Source organism: uncultured Thiohalocapsa sp. (assembly GCF_913062725.1).
Lineage (GTDB): Bacteria > Pseudomonadota > Gammaproteobacteria > Chromatiales > Chromatiaceae > Thiohalocapsa.
Window position 1 is genome coordinate 20,852 of sequence record NZ_CAJXWY010000022.1, and the last position, 15,565, is coordinate 36,416.

The 15,565-nt window shown below is 70.0% G+C and carries 12 protein-coding genes and 1 pseudogene; 8 read left to right on the forward strand and 5 right to left on the reverse strand.

Translation table 11 applies throughout. From position 1 onward, the window contains the following. Positions 1-29: 29 nt before the first annotated feature. On the reverse strand, positions 30-560 hold the full coding sequence (locus QZ588_RS08005; RefSeq protein ID WP_295541550.1) for a GNAT family N-acetyltransferase: 531 nt from the start codon (positions 558-560) through the stop codon (positions 30-32). Between QZ588_RS08005 and QZ588_RS08010 the strand changes: the two are divergent. Next, positions 536-721: pseudogene (locus QZ588_RS08010) on the forward strand (helix-turn-helix domain-containing protein); the annotation flags it as partial. The gene QZ588_RS08005 and the pseudogene QZ588_RS08010 overlap by 25 nt on opposite strands. Positions 722-806: 85 nt before the next feature. On the opposite strand, the gene QZ588_RS08015 reads toward QZ588_RS08010, so the two are convergent. From QZ588_RS08015 to QZ588_RS08025, 3 genes are all read right to left on the reverse strand, one after another. After that, positions 807-3,686, reverse strand: a complete 2,880-nt coding sequence (locus tag QZ588_RS08015) for a DUF349 domain-containing protein (RefSeq protein ID WP_295541551.1) — start codon at positions 3,684-3,686, stop codon at positions 807-809. 167 nt (positions 3,687-3,853) lie between these two features. Further along, positions 3,854-4,492, reverse strand: coding sequence for an MBL fold metallo-hydrolase (locus tag QZ588_RS08020; RefSeq protein ID WP_295541552.1), 639 nt, complete (start codon positions 4,490-4,492; stop codon positions 3,854-3,856). 60 nt (positions 4,493-4,552) lie between these two features. After that, positions 4,553-5,047 carry an RDD family protein gene (locus tag QZ588_RS08025; RefSeq protein ID WP_295541554.1) on the reverse strand — a complete coding sequence of 165 codons (495 nt, stop codon included), beginning with the start codon at positions 5,045-5,047 and terminating at the stop codon, positions 4,553-4,555. Positions 5,048-5,218: 171 nt separating this feature from the next. On the opposite strand from QZ588_RS08025, the gene QZ588_RS08030 reads away from it, so the two are divergent. The 3 genes from QZ588_RS08030 to QZ588_RS08040 are packed head-to-tail and all read left to right on the forward strand — an operon-like array spanning position 5,219 to position 9,216. After that, positions 5,219-7,825: an ATP-binding protein gene (locus QZ588_RS08030; protein ID WP_366929544.1), complete on the forward strand. Its 2,607-nt coding sequence runs from the start codon at positions 5,219-5,221 to the stop codon at positions 7,823-7,825. Then, a complete protein-coding gene (gene fixJ / locus QZ588_RS08035; RefSeq protein ID WP_295541556.1) occupies positions 7,822-8,439 on the forward strand; it encodes a response regulator FixJ in 618 nt (205 codons plus the stop codon). Before QZ588_RS08030 ends, fixJ begins: the two co-directional genes overlap by 4 nt. Positions 8,440-8,463: 24 nt before the next feature. After that, positions 8,464-9,216, forward strand: a complete 753-nt coding sequence (locus QZ588_RS08040; protein WP_295541558.1) for a Fic family protein — start codon at positions 8,464-8,466, stop codon at positions 9,214-9,216. 63 nt (positions 9,217-9,279) lie between these two features. On the opposite strand, the gene QZ588_RS08045 is transcribed toward QZ588_RS08040, so the two are convergent. Then, positions 9,280-10,065 carry a YdcF family protein gene (locus QZ588_RS08045; protein WP_295541560.1) on the reverse strand — a complete coding sequence of 262 codons (786 nt, stop codon included), beginning with the start codon at positions 10,063-10,065 and terminating at the stop codon, positions 9,280-9,282. A 279-nt stretch (positions 10,066-10,344) separates the two neighbouring features. Here QZ588_RS08045 and QZ588_RS08050 point away from each other — a divergent pair, with 279 nt between their 5' ends. The 4 genes from QZ588_RS08050 to QZ588_RS08065 all read left to right on the forward strand — a co-directional run bounded on the left by QZ588_RS08050 (position 10,345) and on the right by QZ588_RS08065 (position 15,527). After that, positions 10,345-11,640 (forward strand): MFS transporter, encoded by a 1,296-nt coding sequence (locus tag QZ588_RS08050; RefSeq protein ID WP_295541616.1) that lies wholly within the window; start codon positions 10,345-10,347, stop codon positions 11,638-11,640. A 100-nt stretch (positions 11,641-11,740) separates the two neighbouring features. Further along, positions 11,741-12,712 carry an ABC transporter permease gene (locus QZ588_RS08055; RefSeq protein WP_295541562.1) on the forward strand — a complete coding sequence of 324 codons (972 nt, stop codon included), beginning with the start codon at positions 11,741-11,743 and terminating at the stop codon, positions 12,710-12,712. After that, on the forward strand, positions 12,709-14,733 hold the full coding sequence (locus QZ588_RS08060) for a dipeptide/oligopeptide/nickel ABC transporter permease/ATP-binding protein (protein ID WP_295541563.1): 2,025 nt from the start codon (positions 12,709-12,711) through the stop codon (positions 14,731-14,733). The genes QZ588_RS08055 and QZ588_RS08060 overlap by 4 nt, the downstream gene beginning before the upstream one ends. Beyond that, positions 14,730-15,527: an ATP-binding cassette domain-containing protein gene (locus QZ588_RS08065; RefSeq protein WP_295541566.1), complete on the forward strand. Its 798-nt coding sequence runs from the start codon at positions 14,730-14,732 to the stop codon at positions 15,525-15,527. Before QZ588_RS08060 ends, QZ588_RS08065 begins: the two co-directional genes overlap by 4 nt. The last annotated feature ends 38 nt before the right edge of the window (positions 15,528-15,565 follow it).

Sequence of the window (15,565 nt, forward strand, 5' to 3'; positions counted from 1 at the left end):
CGGGTCCCTCGACCCCAAGCTCCTCGAAGTCAGCAAGCCGTCGAGCGGTCGGGCAGCTGGGGAGGGGGGTGGCGCCTCGTCTCGAGCCGCAAAGATGTCAGCCCTGACGCCGACACCGCCTGCATCAAGGCCGCCAACAGTCGCCGCGCATGGCCTTCGCGGCGATGCTCCCGCCGCACATAGAGACTCGCCAGCTCGAGGGATGGTCCGTCCCAGCCCGTGTCCCAAACGTTCAACGCGACCGTGCCGACACGCACCCCAGCGGCGAGCAGCCAATAGGATGTATACCAGCGGCAGCGCCGTGGATCGGTGATGCGCTCACCCGGCAGCAGTAGCCGCTGCGACCAGGCATCGATGTCGGCCGCCGACAGCGCATCCGGGTCCGGCAGCGAGGCCGGGTCATGCACGCGATTGTCCAGATAGCTGCAGAGCTCATGGGCGCGCCAGCGCGTGCAGTCGTCGGCATCGTCCAGGTCCAGGGGCATGACTGCCGGCACAGCGTCGCGCATCAGTGTCTCGACCCGATCATGGAGCTGTGCCAGTTCCGCGTCTTCGAGCATCGTGGGCGTCTCCGCTTGAAGCAAAGCCATCGCGGTCATACGAATTGCCTGAGCCCGATGTAAAAGCCATAAGAGAGGGGGTTGGTTTTTCTCAGTCTAAATTTGCCGCATTAATTGGCGTCAATGTCCGTACATTGCAAAACTGGGAGCAAGGTCATCGACGTCCAACTGGCCCAGCTAAAGTATTACTGAGACTCGTGCAATCTGATCCCGTATCGGTATTTAAGAACTTGCACATCTCCGCCGTCAGCCGGTTGCCATCGCCGCCGGCCGCAGGCTATCGACGATGCGTGCCAGGCGGGTGTCGAGGTCAGCCGCCGGCGTCGCCGGCGCTAGGGCGTGCCACTGCCGCAGCAGTTCCAGCGGCTGTTCGTCTGCGCCGGCGTTGTCGCCGTCGGACATGCGCGCCTTGAGCCGCTGCACCTGACGCGCCATCCGCTCGGCCTCCAGCTCGGGCGGCGAGTCGACGCCGGCGGCGATCTCGAGTCGCAGACAGAGCGCGCGACGTTGCTCGAGGGCGGTCGACATCCGCGTGCGTAATCGCTCCAGGGCGTCGGCGTCGCCGCCGGCCGCCGCCTGCAGCAGGTCGGCGGCGTCCCGCAGGGCCCGTGCGGCGTCGGTGTCGGCGTCCCCTTGCGGCAGGGCCTCCCACGCGGCCGCCAATGTTGCGGCGTCCGGCGGCGGCGCGGCGTCGTCCAGCAGACGTTGTGCCGTCGCGTCGCACCAGGCGGCGCGGCGCTCCAGGGTCTCGAGCTGCGCCCATTGGGCCGACGCCACCAGGGCCTGCAACCTGTCGTGCGCGGCGTCCCGGGCCTGCTGCCAGCGGCGGTTCAGGCTTTGCATCTTCGCCTTGGGCAGATGCAGCCCTTCGGTGTCCTGCCAGTGCTGCGCCTGCTCGCGCAGGGCCGCGCGCAGGGCAGTGGCCGTGGTGGCCTGGGTGGTGGCCTGCTCCAGGGCGTGGCAGATGGCTTCGCGGTTGGCGAGATTCTGGTCCAGCTCGGCATTACGGGCGCGCTGCGCCGCCTCGCGACGGGCGAAGACCGCATCTGCGGCGGCGCGGAATTCCTGCCACAGGGCGTTCTCGTCGCGCTTGCGCCCCGTGACCGTGGGCTGCCATTGGCGCTGCAGGGCCTTGGCGGACTCCATGGCGGCGCGCAGGTCCGGCGCATCCACCAGTTGCTGCATCTGCGCGATGAGCGCGCGCCGCTCGGCGAGGTTGCGCTCGCGCTCGGCGTCCAGGGCCTCGTCCAGCCGGCGCAGTGATTTACGAAAGCGCCCCTCCAGCGGGCGGCGGTGGTCGCGGCGCCGGGGGCCGGAGGCCGGCGCCTGGGCGGGCTCCAGCGCCGCCCAGGCCTGGCGCATTTCGCGGGCCGCGCGCATGGCCTTCTTCCAGTCCATGCGCTCCCAGTCCACCTGGTCCAGGAAGGCCTCCAGCTGCAGGCACAGGGCCTCGCGCTGCTGGCGGTTGGCGGCCTGGAGCTTGGCCTGGGCGTCGTAGAAGGGCTGGCAGCGGCCGCGAATGGTCTCGGCGGCGGCGCGGAAGCGCTGCCAGAGGGCGTCGTCCGCCGGTGCGCCGTTGCGATCGAGGCTGCGCCAGTCGTCCTGCAGCTCCGCCAGCCGATGCGCCAGGGGCTCGAGGGCGTGGTTGGTATCGGCGGCGAGGCGCTCGAGCTCTTCGCACAGCGCCTGGCGGCGGGTGTCGGCGCCCCAGCGCCGCCAGCGCTGGAGCTCCTTGAGCTGCGGGGCGATGTCTTTGAGGTGGCCCTCGGCGGCGGCGGTTTCGCTCGCCGGCAGGCCGGCGGCGTGGGCGTGGTCCAGGGTGGCGCGGATGCTCTGGTACAGGGGCTCGGCCTGTTTGAGCCGGCCGGCGGCGAAGTGGGCGTCCAGCTCGGCGAGGCGCTCGGTGAGCGCGCCGAGCTTGCGGCGCATCTGCTCGCGATGTTTCTTGAGCCGGGTGCTGAGCGTCTCGACGGCGTCGATGGTGGCCGCGGGTACGTCGCCCGCGGCGCGCAGGTCCTTCAGCCGCCGCTCGCAGGCCCGTACCCGAGGCTGCTCCAATGCGCCGGCCGCCAGGGCATCCTCGGCGTCGCGGCGCAGCTGCTCGGCGGCGCGCTGGCGCTGGTGCTCGGCGTTGAGCTGCGCCTGGCGGGCGCGGGCGGCGGCCTCGGCCTCGGCATAGGCGCGCTGGTCCTGGGCGGGGGCGGCGGCGGCGAGTGCCTGCCAGTCACGGGCGATCTGGTGCTGGCGTTCTGTCAGGGCTTGCGGATCCTGCAGGGCGCGCAACTCGGTGAGTGCGCGGATCAGCTCGGCGCGACGTGCGGCCTCGGCGGCGCTGGCTTCGGCGGCGGCCTGCGCTGCGGCATGCGCCGTCGCCTGGGCCTCATGGGCGCTCAGAAACGCCGTGCGCAGGCGCTCGCGCCGGCTGCGGCGCTCGGTGTCGAGCTCGGCGCCCAGCTCGGCCTCGATCTCGGTCCACTCCCGGTCCAGGTGTTGGAGCAGGGCGTGGTCCTGGCTCCACTGCTCGTAACGTCCCAGGCGCTCGAGCTTGTCGCAGATGGCATCGGCTGCGGCGCGCAGCCGACGCGGGCGCTCTTGCGCCTCGGCCAGGGCGCGCAGACGCTCCTTCACCAGCCGGTAGACGCCCTTGTCGCGCTTGCCGATACGCCGTTGCACCAGCTCCAGCGCGGCGCGGTCGTGCAGGCGATCGGCGGCGGCGTGGCGATTGGCGGCGAGCGGGTCATCGACGGCGCAGGCGATGAGGTGCTCGGGCTGATGCAGGCGCTCCATGGCGGCCCGACGAAGCTCGGGCTCGACCGCCTCACGCGACACCTGCACCAGCACGGTTTCGTCGACGATGCCGGCCAGCACTGCGCTGCGCTCGGCCAGTGCCGGCGCCCGCTCGTCCTGACCGCACAGGAGCCGGCGGAAGCGTGCGGTGGCGAGCTCGCGCACGCCGGCGTCGGTGTCCTCGGCGGCGATGCGCTGCAGCACGTCCAGCTCGATCAGCGCACGGCAGGCCTCGCGGCGCGCGGTGGCATCCGGCGCGCTGCACGCGGTCTCGACGAGGGTGGCCGCATCCGGCGGGCGCCGGTTACGCGTCTTGTCCAGAAGCTGTTTAAAGAACATCGGCTGGATGGGGCGGCGCAAAACCTGCGATTGTAGCGGACCCGCGGGCAGGGCGGGTGAACCGCGACCGCCGGTGTGGCGGCAATTGGAGGCTCAAGTGATGCTCAGGAGCCAGACAGGGGCCAGACAGGAGCCGGGCAGGCGCCGCTTTGGGGCTGATCCGGCGGTCAGGCGCCGGCGGCGACGAAGGGATTGTGGCGGCGCTCCTCGCCGAAGGTGCTCATGGGCCCGTGGCCGGGGATGAAGCGCACGTCGTCGCCGAGGGGGAACAGCCGCTCGCGGATGCTGCGCAGCAGGTCCGCCTGGTTGCCGCGGGGGAAGTCGCTGCGGCCGATGCCGCCGGCGAAGAGGACGTCGCCCACCTGCGCCAGGCGGGTCTCGGCGTCGAACAGCACGATGTGCCCGGGGGTGTGGCCGGGGCAATGCAGCACCCGAAGCTGCCGGTGGCCGAGCGTCACCACCGCGTCGTCGGCGAGCCAGCGCTCGGGCCGAAAGGCCTGGTGCGGCGGAAAGCCGAACATCTGCGCCTGCTGCGGCAGGGCGTCGAGCCAGAAGGCGTCGTCCGCATGGGGGCCGACGATGGGCAGCCCGAGCTGTTTTGCCAGCGCCGGAGCGGCGCCCACGTGGTCGAGATGGCCGTGGGTGAGCAGGATCAGCACCGGCTCGGCATGCATGGCGGCCAGGGCGGCGGTGAGACGCTCGGGCTCGCCGCCGGGGTCGACGATGGCCGTGGCGCCCGTGTCCGGACACCGCAACAGGGTACAGTTCTGCTGGAAGGGGGTGACGGGGATGATGCGGTAGTCCACGGCGGTTGCGCTGCTGGCGTCGGCTGGGGTGATGGGGTGGGGCCCGGCGGCGTTGCGCCGTCAGCGGCCGTTGCGCTTGCGCTTGGCGGCCAGCACCGGGCGCGTGCCGGAGAGGCGGTCGTACCAGGCGAGGCCGTCGCGGTCGAACAGCACCCAGAGCAGTCCCGCGCCCAGCGGCAGCAGGGTCAGCGCGGCGAGGGCGAGCCGGCGCAGCGCATCGGTGGCGGTGAGGGGGTGGCCATCGGCACGCAGCAGCAGCGTGCGCCAGCTGCGCATGCCGAGGGTCTGGCGCCCGCCGGTCCAGAAATACACGTAGTAGCCGGCGATCACCGCCAGCAGATAGACCTGAAACAGCAGGCGCGCCGGGCCGGCGACGGCTTCGCGGCCGGTGAGCAGGTTGAACAGGGTATAGAACACGGCCGCCGCCAGCACCAGCACGCCCACCAGGAGCATGAGGTCGTAGAGCATGGTGGCGAGCCGGCGCAGCAGGCCCGGGATGCGGGCCCGGGTGAGGTCCGGCAGGGGCTCGGCGGCGGTGGTGATGGTGTCTGTCATGATTACAGTGTGCCGGCGCATGCGCCGGTTGTCATTGATTTGCTGCATCGGTCTGCGGCGGCGGCGCAAGGTTCCGCCGGGCTTGCAGAGGCCTGCAACGGCAGGTACTTCGGCTAGACTAGGGCCGTTCCAAGAGTCCGCCAAACCCCTGGGAAGCTGCCGAAAACGACCGTGAAGCCAGCGGTGTACCGTCTCTTTCGCCATCTGCCGATGCCGCTGATCGCAATCCTGATCGGCCTGGTGGCAGGGCTTGCGGTGTGGGGTGTGCTGGATCAGGTACAGAGCAAGGCGGTGGAGCGCATTTTCAACAAGGAGCTCACCGCGCGGCTGGATTTGCGCTCGCGCGAGAGCCTGCTGCGCTTTGACCAGTATATGAACAACTATGCGGCCACGGCGCGGCTGCTGGCCAATCACCGCCGCCTTGCGCAGTATCTGGAGCCCCTGTTCTGGTTTCCCGAAGAGGCCGTGGAGCCGGTGGTGTATGAGCAGTTCCGCCCGTTCTGGCTGCCGGACTTCTTCGAGCGCAATGCGCTGCTGGCGCCGAGCCATGTGCTGCTGATGGACACCCGCGGACAGGTGCGCGAGATCTATCAGGCCGGCAAGAAACCGTTGCCGCCGGAAATACTCGCCGACGCCGGCACCTGGGTGGGCGATGGCGACGAGGTGCACACGGTACTGGCCAGATCCGGGGATCAGCCCTACCTGATGGTGAGCGATCGGGTGGAGGACGCCGGCGGCTATGGCATGGGTCATCTGGTGGTGGTGGTGCCCATCGATTCGGCCTTTCTCGAGGCGTCGGAGGGCAGTGTGTCGGCGGACAGCTCGGCGGTGGCGCTGGTGGATGCGGATGAGCAGCGCATCCTCGCCACCAACGAGCCACTGGAGCTGATCCCCGGCACGCTGCTCGAGCAGTGGGGTGATGAGTTCCTGGTGACGTCCCAATCCTTGCCGAAATACGAGGGCTCCAACTGGAACATGCTGTTCGCCACCTTCATCCCGCACTCCAGCGTCGAGAAGATGACCGAGCGGGTGGTGGAGTTCGAGCGCAGCCAGCGGCTCATCGCGGCGCTGGTGTTCATCGCCGTGTTCACGCTGGTGATCTACCTGGTCTCGGCACGCCTGAACCGCGTACTCGCGCGCATGACCCGCTTCTCGCAGCGGGCGCTGCAGATCGAGCAGCCCAATTTCAAGCGTGGCGGTAACCAGTTGCTGCTGCTGGAGGACTGGATTCAGCACTTCACCAATCTGGTGCTCAAGGCGCGCGAGGAAATGGACCGCCGTCATGCCCACGAAATGCGCGAGACCGAGGCGCTGAAGGCCGCCATCATGGAGGCGTCGCTGGATGCCATCGTCACCCTCGACCGCGCCGGACTCATCGTCGATTACAACCCCATGGCCGAGGCCATGCTGGGCTTGACGCCCCTGAACGCCATCAACGGCGACTTCGCCCGCCGTTTTCTCGATGCGGCGGAGCATGCCGCCTTCCTCGGCATGCTCTCGGAGTCCGGGCGCCGCCAGCAGGGCCATCGCCGTCCGCACGCCCGCGGCGAGCTCTGGGCCAGGCGCATCGACGGTGCGCGGTTCCCGGTGGAGCTGTCCATCGTCCCCATCGACATCGACGACGAGCGCGTCTACACGCTCTACATCCACGACGCCACCCAGCGCAAGGCGGCGGAGCGCGAGATCAAGAGCCTGGCCCGTTTCGCCAGCGAAAGCCCGAATCCCATCCTGCGCGTCAATGGCGAGGGGCTCATCGTCTATGCCAATGCCGCGAGCCGATCGCTGACCAACGCCTGGGCCAGCGGGCCGGGGCAACTGCTGCCGCTGGCCTGGATCGGCGAGGTGCGGGCGGCGCTGAACGACGGCCGCAACCACGAGCGTGAGGATGACCAGGGTGAGCAGATCTACTCGCTGCTGTTCGTGCCCATCACCGATCTCGGCTATGTGAACATCTATGCCCGCGACATCACCGCCGTGCGCCGGGCCGAGCAGGAGTCGCGCCAGCACCAGTCCGAGCTGGTGCACGTGTGCCGGCTATCGACCATGGGCGAGGTGGCCACCGGCATGGCGCACGAGCTGAACCAACCGCTGTCGGCCATCGTCAACTACGCCAAGGGCGCGAGCCGGCGGTTACAAAACGGTGTGAACGACACCGCGCCGCTGGTGGAGGCCATGCGCCAGATCTCCTCCCAGGCCCAGCGTGCCGGCGAGATCATCCGCCGGCTGCGGGCGCTGGTGGGCAAGCAGGCACCCATTCGCAGCGTCGTCGACCTGAACTATCTGGTGCGCGAGGTGTGCGGCTTTCTGGAGTTCGAGACCGGCAAGCTCGCGCTGCGCATCGAGCTGAACCTGCTCGACGGCGAGATCCCGGTGAGTGTCGACCTGGTGCAGATCGAGCAGGTGCTGCTCAATTTGGTCCGCAACGCCCTGGATGCGCTGGAAGACAAGCCGGTGGAGGAACGCCACCTTGCGATCTTCAGCCTGGTGCATGGTGCGGAGGCCATCGTCGGTGTCGCCGACAATGGTCCCGGCATTCCCGAAGAGCGCATGGCGCACCTGTTCGATCCGTTCTACACCACGAAGGAGACCGGTATGGGTATGGGACTGGCCATCAGTCAGACCATCATCGATGATCACGGCGGCGAGATCCGCGCCGAGTCCGAGCCGGGCCGGGGCAGCGTGTTCCATGTGCACCTGCCGCTGGCGATGGATGCCCGCGCGACCGCGGCCGCACCCGCGGCCGCCGAGGCGCCGCTGGCGGCGGAGGCGGGCCGATGAGCTGGGCCGAAACCGTCTTCGTCGTCGATGACGACCAGGCCATGCGCAGCTCGCTGCAATGGCTCATCGAGTCCATGGGCATGCGCGTGGAAACCTACGATTCTGCCCAGGCCTTTCTGGACGCCTACTATCCGGGGCGCGCCGGCTGTCTGCTGCTGGATGTGCGCATGCCCGGCATGAGCGGGCTGGAGCTGCAGGCCTATCTCGCCAAGCGCGAGCACCGCATTCCGGTGATCATCATCACCGGCCACGGCGATGTGGCCATGGCGGTGAAGGCCATGAAAAACGGCGCCGTGGACTTTATCGAGAAGCCCTTCGATGACGAAGCGCTGATCGTCAGCATTCGCAATGCCCTGCAGCACGACGAGAAGCAGCGGGCCTTGCACGCGCAGCGGGCCGACATCGCCGCACGCATGGTGGCGCTGACACCCCGCGAGCACGAGGTGATGACCATGGTCACCGACGGCAAGTCCAACAAGGAAATCGCCACGGCCCTCGGCGTGAGCGCCAAGACCGTGGAGGTGCACCGTGCCCGGGTCATGGACAAGATGCGCGCCGACTCCCTGGCCGAGCTGGTGCGGATGGCGATGATCGCGGACGGCGAGGTGCGTTAGGCAGGGGCTACGGAGGCGATGGTCATGAGTGAGCTTGATCAGCTTCTGGCGCAGATCGACAGCCTGAAAAGCCGACTGGATGACGTGCGCCCTCTGACCAGCGTGCAGCTGCAGCAAGCGATGGACATTGCATATACCTATGAAAGCAACCGCATCGAAGGTAATACGCTGACGCTGCGGGAGACCGACCTCGTGGTGAACAAAGGGCTCACGGTCGGTGGCAAGTCGATGCGTGAGCATCTGGAGGCGATCAATCACTACGAAGCGATCTTGTACATCCGCGAACTGGCGGGTCAGGCTGCGACCCTGGATGAGCGTCAGGTGCGCAGCATTCATGCGCTGGTGCTGCGTGGCATCGACCGTGACAACGCCGGACGCTACCGCAGCCTACCAGTGATGATCGCCGGCAGTCGTCATCTGCCGCCGCAGCCCTGGGCCGTGCCCAAGCTGATGGAGGCGTATGGGCTGTGGCTGTGTGGCGAATCCCTGGAGCTGCACCCGGTGGTGCGAGCCGCCGAGGCGCACGAGCGGCTAGTGACCATTCATCCGTTCCTCGACGGCAATGGCCGCACGGCGCGACTGGTCATGAACCTGATCCTTCTATCCCATGGCTATGCCATTGCCAATATCCCGGGCGATACCGACAGTCGCCGTGCTTACTACGATGCTTTGGAAAAAGTCAACCTGGCGGGTGATAGGAGCGGCTTCATCATGCTTATCGCCGGGCATGTGCGAGACGCCATACAAACCCTACTGCAACGTCTTGGGGCGGCGTGAGGGACAGCCTGCGCGTCGACGCCTACCACCGCTCCCACATCCCGGCTGGACCGCCCGCGGGCCTCACGCGCGCAACCGCACCTGTACCCAATAACCCAGATGCTCCTTCACCGCCAGTGCGCTCGCCTCCAGCGCACCGGCACTGGGCAGCCAGCAATGCAGCCCGCGGCAGCTGCGCAAGGATCGGTAGTCGGCGCCGGCCGGCAGCACCTCGAAGCCTTGATGCTCGAACAGCGCCACCGCACGGCGCAGGTGCCAGGCGGAGGTCACCAGTAGCACCCGCCGCCCCTCGGCGCGCCCCAACACGTCGCGGCTGAAGGCTGCATTGCCCTGGGTGTTGCGGCTCTGCGCCTCCAGGCGCAGCGCAGACTGCGGCACCCCCAGTGCGATCAGCAGCTCCGCGATGGCCTCGGCCTCGGACGCCACCACCGGTGGCTCGAGCTTGCCGCCCGCGCTGACCACGATCAGCGGCGCGCAACCCGCGTGATAGAGCCTCGCGGCCTGCCAGACCCGATCCGAGCCCCGATGCAACCGTGGGCGCACGTCATCCATCAACAACGGCTGCACAGCGCCACCCAACAGGACGATGGCATCAGCCGGCTCACAGTCCGCTGCGGTCTGTGGGGGATACTCCACCTTGAGACCGCTCATCAAAGCCGTGGCCACCACCGGCAGCGAGCACGCCCCAATCAGACTCACGCCCATCCCAGCCACCACCACACCGAGCCAGCGCAGGCGCCAAACCAAGGCAAGACCGATGAGTCCGAGCGCCAGCCCCAGCGGCAGCGGCATCACCAAGGCCGTCGCCAGGCGTTGCAGGTCGAGCCAATCCACACCGTCGAACGCCATATTGCCAGCCTCAAACCTAGAATGCGCCGCGTTTTTATTTTAAGCGGGGATGACACGCTTCACCCGGCTTGCGGTTAAGGATACCCTGCGGCTGGCCCGCACCACGAAAGCCTGCGGCTTCCAGCGCGTGAGCCACACCGTGCCGGCGCGTTTTGGTGGATCGACGCGGGCGCTTGATCGGTGCGGCCGCTCCACAACGTCCGGGGCCGAGCGACGGGCTCAGGCCCGGCGGACGGATCGACCAGTTTCCGCTGCGGCTGACCGGAGCCACGCTTGCCTATGCCCTCCCGACGCATACTCGCCTGGGCCCTCTACGACTGGGCCAACTCGGCCTTTGCGACCGTGGTCATCGCGGGCTTTTTCCCGGTGTTCTTCGCCCAGTTCTGGGCGCAGGGCCTGGCGGATGGCAAGAGCACCCAGTGGCTCGGCTACACCTCCAGCGCGGCGAGCCTGATCCTGGTGCTGACGGCGCCGGTGCTCGGCGCGCTGGCGGATCAGCTGGGGGCGAAGAAGCGCTTTCTGCTCGGCTTCACCCTGCTGGGGGTGCTCGCCACGGCGGCGCTGTACTGGCTCGGCGCCGGGCATTGGCAGGCGGCGCTGTTGTTGTACCTGGCGGGGCTGCTCGGCTTCTTCGGCGGCAATATCTTCAACGACGCCCTGATCACGGATGTGGCTGCGCCGGCGGCGTATGAGCGGGCGTCGTCGCTGGCCTACGCGCTGGGCTATCTCGGCGGCGGGCTGCTGTTTGCGGCCAACGTCGCCATGGTGCTGTCGCCCGCCACGTTCGGCTTCGCCGATGCAGGTGAAGCGGTGCGGGCGGCCTTTCTGGGCGTGGCGCTGTGGTGGGCGGTCTTCGCGCTGCCGCTGGCGCTCGTGGTGCCGGAGCGTCGCGGGCTCGGGCGCCGCTCGCTGCGCGGCGCGGCCCTGGGTGCGTTCCGTGAGCTTGCCCGGACCTTTCGGCAGATTCGGCAGTTACCGAACACCTTTCTGTTCCTGCTGGCGTATTGGTTCTACATCGACGGCGTGGACACCATCGTGTTCATGGCTGTCAAGTATGGTCTGGATCTGGGCTTCGAGTCCTCCAGCCTGATGGTGGCGCTGCTGATCACCCAGTTCGTCGGCTTTCCGGCGGCGCTGGTGTTCGGGCGGCTGGGTACGCGCTTTGGCCCGAAGCCCGCTATTCTGGCGGCCATCGCCGTCTATGGCCTGGTGGTGCTGGCGGCCACGCAGATGTCGCGGGTGGAGCATTTCTATGCGCTGGCGGCCGCCATCGGCCTGGTGCAGGGGGGCATTCAGGCGCTGAGCCGATCGCTGTTTGCGAGCCTGATCCCCGCCGGGCAGACCGCGGAGCTGTTCGGTTTCTATAACATGGTGGGTAAGTTTGCGGCCGTGCTCGGGCCGTTCCTGGTGGGCACCACGGCGGCCCTCGCCGGTGATCCGCGCTTCTCGCTGCTGCCGATTCTGCTGTTGTTTGCGCTGGGGGGCTTGCTGCTGTGGCGCGTGGACGTATCCGCGGGCCGGCGCGACGCGGCGGCGGTGCCGGCGCCGCCCCGAGGGCCGCTGTTGGCGCCCTGACCGCAGCCGCGGCGGCGGTGGTCGCCCACGCCATCGTGCCACCCCTGTCCGTCATCGATTCAGCAATGCTTTCGAACACGTCCCCCGGCGAACGCCTGTGATGAGCCGCTACGTCGTCCAACGCCTGCTGCTGCTGGTGCCGGTGCTGCTCGGCGTCTCGCTGGTGGTGTTCGCGGTGATGGCGCTGGTGCCGGGTGACCCGGCGCTCGCCATCCTCGGTCCCTACGCCACCCCCGAGCGCCTCGCCGAGCTGCGCGCGGCGCTGGGCCTGGACCAGCCCTGGTGGCGGCGCTGGCTCGGCTGGCTCGGCGGCATCCTGCAGGGTGATCTGGGGCGCTCCGTGTCGCTGGAGCGGCCGGTGGCGGAGGCCGTGCTCGAGCGCCTGGGGCCGACCCTGCTGCTGGCGGCCACGGCGCTGCTGCTGGGCACGGTGCTGGGGCTAGCGGCCGGGCTGCTGGCGGCGCTGCGGCACAACCGAGCCACCGACCGGCTGGTGACCCTGGCGGTGCTGCTCGGCATCTCGGTGCCGCCGTTCTGGCTGGGCTTGTTGCTGATGCTGCTGTTCGCCGTCTGGCTGGGCTGGCTGCCGGCGAGCGGCATGGTGACGCCCTGGCTGTGGGGCGGTGGGGCGGGCGCCATGGCGCTCACCGTGGATGTGGCGCGCCATCTGCTGCTGCCCAGCCTGAGCCTGGCGCTGGTGGCCGCCGGCGTCATCGGCCGCATCGGCCGCGGTGCGGCGCTGGAGGTGCTGGCGGCGGATCATGTCCGGCTCTGCCGCGCCCGGGGGCTCAGCGCGCGGCGTATCCTGCTGGTGCATGCCCTGAAAGGCGTGCTGGCGCGGGTCATGCCCGTCATCGGCCTGCAGGCGGGATTCGTGCTCGGCGGCGCCGTCTACATCGAGACCATTTTCCAGTGGCCCGGTCTGGGCCGGCTGCTGGTGGATGCCATCGCCGCCCGGGACCTGCTGCTGGTGCAGGGGGGCGTGCTGGTGCTGGCGAGTGCCTATGTGCTGGTGAATCTCGCCACGGACATGGCGCAGCACGCGCTGGACCGGCGCACGGCCGCGGCGTGAGCAGGGACGCATCGCGCGTCGCCGCCGAGGGGATTGCCACGCCGGCCCTGCCGGTGTGGCTGCGACACCCGGGCGCCGTGGCGGGTCTGGGGCTGTTGGCCCTGGTGCTGTTGCCGGCGCTGGCGGCGCCCGTGCTGCCGCTGGCGGATCCGGCGCAGACGGCACCGGCGCAGCGCATGCTGCCGGCGCTGTCGGCGGGGCATCTGCTCGGCACCGACCAGCTCGGCCGCGATTTGCTGTCGCGGCTGGTGTGGGGCGCGCGGGCGAGCATCGGCGTCGGCGTCCTGGCCACCGTGATCGCGGCTTTGGTGGGAACCGTGATCGGACTCGCCGGGGCCTGGCTCGGCCGCTGGGCGGATGCGCTGCTCATGCGCGGCGTGGACGTGCTCATGGCCTTTCCGTATCTGCTGCTGGCGCTGGCCATCGTCGCCGCCCTGGGACCGGGGCTCGGCAACGCCATGCTGGCCATTGCCGTCGCCAATGTGCCCTTTTTCGCCCGGGCGGTGCGGGGGGCGGCGCTGGAGATCCGCCATCAGGATTACATCGCCGCCGCCCGGCTGGCGGGCCACGGCGAGCTCGCCATCCTGGCCCGGGAGGTGCTGCCGAATCTGGCGCCCACCCTCCTGCTGCTGATGACCACGACCCTGGGCTGGATGGTACTGGAGACGGCGGGCTTGAGCTTCCTCGGCCTCGGCGCACAGCCGCCGGCGGCGGACCTGGGCAGCATGCTCGGCGCCGGGCGGGAGTTCCTGACCACCTATCCGCGGGTCGCCGTGCTGCCCGGGCTGGTGATTGTGGTGCTGGTGGTGGGCATCAATCTGGTGGGCGACGGGCTGCGGGATCTATTGGACCCGCGCTGGGTCCCGCGCCGCCCCGGTGCGGGGCTGGTGGCTACCCGGGCGGCGGGGCCGGTGGCTACCCGGGCGGCGGCCCCTGTGGCTACCCGGGCGGCGACCCCTGCGGCGGCCCCTGTGGCGACCCCTGTGGCACATGGGCGAGGCGGCACCGGTGCGGCGTGCGCCGACGACCTACCGCTGCTGCGCGTGCGCGGGCTCGAGGTGCGGTTGCCCGCGCCGAGTGGCCCGGTGGCGGCGGTGGACGGCGTGGATTTGGATCTGCGCCGCGGCGAGCGGGTGGCGCTGGTGGGCGAGTCCGGCTGCGGCAAGACACTCACGGCCCTGTCGCTGCTGCGGTTGTTGCCGGCGGGTGCGGTGCAGCGCGGCTCGGTGCGTCTGGATGGCACCGAGCTGATGGCGCTGGCGGCGCGCGACCTGCAGGCGCTGCGCGGGCGGCGCCTCGCCTATGTGCCGCAGGAGCCGCTGACGGCGCTGGACCCGCTGTTTCGGGTGGGCTTTCAGATCGACGAGACGCGGCGCGCACACGGCGCCGATACGGCCCTGGCGACGCCGGCGCTGCTGCGCCTGGTGGGCTTGTCCGGGGTGGCGGATCTGCCGCGGCGCTTCCCGCACGAGCTCTCGGGCGGTCAGCGCCAGCGCGTGGCCCTTGCGCTGGCGCTGGCGCATGGGCCGGATCTGCTCATTGCGGACGAGGCCACGACGGCGCTGGACGTGACGGTGCAACGGGAGATCCTGGCCCTGCTGCGACGGCTTTGCGCAGAGCAGGGCAGGGCGCTGCTGTTCGTCAGCCACGACCTGGCGGTGGTGTCGACGCTCTGCGACCGGGTGCTGGTGATGTACGCCGGGCGCATTGTGGAGGATGCCCCGGCGGCGGCCCTGCTGCGGCGGCCGGCGCATCCCTACACCGCGGCCCTGCTCGGGGCGACGCCGGCGCTGGGGCGGCCGCACAAGGCGCTGTCGGTGCTGCCCGGCGCGCCGCCGATGCCGGGGACGCAGCCGTCGGGCTGCCGTTTCGCGCCGCGCTGCCCGCGGGTGCAGCCGGTGTGTCACGCGGGGGAGCCGGATCTGGTGCCCTATGCGGGGCGGGGGGAGGCGTATCAGGGGCAGGACTGGGACGAAGGTCGGCGTGTGCGCTGCCGCTTGCCGCTGGAGGACGAGGCATGAGCGTGCCGCTGTTGTCGCTGGCGGGTGTCGGCAAGCGCTACGGCGGCGGCCGGCGCTGGTGGCCGCCGGCGCAGCAGGCGGCGGCGACGGCGCTGGCGGGCGTGGACCTGGACATCGGCGCCGGTGCTTCAGTCGGCCTGGTGGGTGAGTCCGGCAGCGGCAAGACCACGCTCGCGCGCATCGCCGCCGGGCTGCTGGCCCCGAGCGAGGGCCGCGTGCAATGGTGCGGACGGGATGTGCGCGCCCTCGCTGCCGCCGATCGCCGGGCCTATCGCCGCGGCGTCCAATACGTGTTTCAGAATCCGCAGACGGCGCTGAATCCGCGCCGCCGGCTCGGGGCGATCCTCGATGACACCCTGCGCGGGCTCACCACCCTGAAGCGTCCGCAACGGCAGGCGCGCATCCGCCAGGTCGCGGCCCAAGCGGGGGTGGACACCGCGCTGCTCGGGCGCTTTGCCCACCAGCTCTCCGGCGGGCAGGCGCAGCGGGTGGCCATCGCGCGGGCGCTGCTCGGCTCGCCGCGGCTGGTGATCCTGGATGAGCCCGTATCTGCGCTGGACGTGTCGCTGCAGGCACAGATCCTCGCGTTGCTCGCGGATCTGCGCGCCCGCCACGGCCTGGCCTATTTATTCATCTCCCACGACCTCGCCGTGGTCGAGCGGCTGTGCGAGGACATCTGTGTCATGCACCAGGGGCGCATCGTCGAGGCCGGCACGCGGGCCGCCGTCCTCGGCGAACCCCGCGCGGCATACACCCGGCGTCTGCTGGACGCGGTACCGCGGATGCGGGCCTGAACAGTCAGCATCGCGTGGCTGCAGCCGCCGTGGCCGAC

Excerpts from the sequence above, each read along its gene's own strand:
- QZ588_RS08005 (WP_295541550.1), bottom strand. The coding sequence starts at position 560 with ATGCTCGAAGACGCGGAACTGGCACAGCTCCATGATCGGGTCGAGACA.
- QZ588_RS08015 (WP_295541551.1), bottom strand. The coding sequence starts at position 3,686 with ATGTTCTTTAAACAGCTTCTGGACAAGACGCGTAACCGGCGCCCGCCG.
- QZ588_RS08025 (WP_295541554.1), bottom strand. The coding sequence starts at position 5,047 with ATGACAGACACCATCACCACCGCCGCCGAGCCCCTGCCGGACCTCACC.
- fixJ (WP_295541556.1), top strand. The coding sequence starts at position 7,822 with ATGAGCTGGGCCGAAACCGTCTTCGTCGTCGATGACGACCAGGCCATG.
- QZ588_RS08040 (WP_295541558.1), top strand. The coding sequence starts at position 8,464 with ATGAGTGAGCTTGATCAGCTTCTGGCGCAGATCGACAGCCTGAAAAGC.
- QZ588_RS08045 (WP_295541560.1), bottom strand. The coding sequence starts at position 10,065 with ATGGCGTTCGACGGTGTGGATTGGCTCGACCTGCAACGCCTGGCGACG.
- QZ588_RS08050 (WP_295541616.1), top strand. The coding sequence starts at position 10,345 with ATGCCCTCCCGACGCATACTCGCCTGGGCCCTCTACGACTGGGCCAAC.
- QZ588_RS08055 (WP_295541562.1), top strand. The coding sequence starts at position 11,741 with ATGAGCCGCTACGTCGTCCAACGCCTGCTGCTGCTGGTGCCGGTGCTG.
- QZ588_RS08065 (WP_295541566.1), top strand. The coding sequence starts at position 14,730 with ATGAGCGTGCCGCTGTTGTCGCTGGCGGGTGTCGGCAAGCGCTACGGC.